We start from the raw sequence: 1,505 nt of genomic DNA, 5'->3' as shown, positions 1-1,505 counted from the left end.
GGGACGGGTTCTTGGGGGGAAGGCCCCGGGCGCGCTAGCCTGCGAGGCGCCATGACGATGTACACCGAGTCACTCCGCGCCTTCCTCAAGCCCGTCCTGCCCTATCTGGACGACGAGTCGGTGTCGGAGATCATGATCAACGGCCCCACCGACGTGTGGATCGAGAAGAAGGGCCGACTGACGAAGACGGACGCGGCCTTCACCGAGGAAGGCCTCATCGGCGCCGCGCGCAACATGGCCCAGTTCGTCGGCCGCATGCTCACCGAGGAGCGCCCGCGCCTGGACGCGCGCCTTCCGGACGGCAGCCGCATCCACGTGGTGATTCCGCCGATTGCCCGCCGCGGCACCACCATCTCCATCCGCAAGTTCTTCAAGGAGAAGCTGACCGTCCAGTCGCTCCTGAAGTTCGGCTCGCTGACGCCGCAGATGGCGCGGCTCATCGAGGCGGGCATCGCCACCAAGCTCAACATGCTGGTGGCCGGCGGCACGGGCTCCGGCAAGACGACGCTGCTCAACATCGTCTCCTCGCTCATCCCCGACGAGGAGCGCATCCTCACCATCGAGGACTCGGCCGAGCTCCAGCTCAACCAGACACACGTGGTCGCCTTCGAGAGCCGTCCGCCGGACAAGTTCGGCAAGGGCGGCGTGGACATGGGAGACCTGCTGCACTCGGCGCTGCGTCTGCGTCCGGACCGCATCGTCGTCGGCGAGGTGCGCGGCGGCGAGGCGTTCCACCTGATGCAGGCGATGAACACGGGCCACGGCGGCTCGCTGGCCACCACGCACGCCAACACGCCCACGGACACGCTGCGCCGCATCGAGTCGCTGTGCCTCATGTCCGGCGTGGAGCTGCCCATGGTGGCCGTGCGCGCCCAGGTGGCCAGCGCCATCAACTTCGTCATCTGCTGCGAGCGTCTGCACGACGGCAGCCGCAAGACGATTGCCCTGTCGGAGGTGCTGCCGCTCAACGAGAAGGGCGACTACCGCACGCAGGACATCTTCGTCTTCACGCCGGTGGCCAAGGACGAGGACGACCACATCCTCGGCTACCACGCGCCCACGGGCATCATCCCCAACTTCGTCGCCAAGGCGAAGGCGTACGGCTTCAGCGATTTGGAGGACTCGTTCTTCGACCCGGCCACCTATGGTTTGCCGCCGCCGCCCACGTTCCACGCCGGTGAGTCGTACACCGTGCGGTGGGCGCCCTCGCTGAAGCACCGCGAGGAGGGACAGCCGGACCCCGCGCACTACAAGCAGGAGTGGTCCGCGTTCGAGGAGAAGCTCAAGCAGAGCGCGCGCGAGGCCAAGGCCGCCAAGGCCGGTGGAGCGCCCGCGCCCGCCGCCGCGCCCGTGCAGGTGCAGGTGCCCGCGAACCTGCCCACCTCGAAGCCCGCTACGCCGGCGGCGCCCCCCAGGGTGGCCAGCGCCACGCCGCCCACGGGACACGCCGCCGCCCGGCCCGCCGCCACGCGACCGCCGCCGCCTCCCGAGAGTGACGACGACAA

1 protein-coding gene is annotated in these 1,505 nt (G+C 69.4%); it reads left to right on the top strand.

From position 1 onward, the window contains the following. Positions 1-51: 51 nt before the first annotated feature. On the top strand, positions 52-1,505 hold a 1,454-nt coding region (locus tag FL311_RS43085; protein ID WP_141333464.1), incomplete at its 3' end, for a CpaF family protein.

It is taken from the genome of Myxococcus sp. AB025B, assembly GCF_006518215.1.
Classification (GTDB): Bacteria; Myxococcota; Myxococcia; order Myxococcales; family Myxococcaceae; genus Myxococcus; species Myxococcus fulvus.
This window is presented reverse-complemented; position numbering and strand designations above follow the sequence as displayed.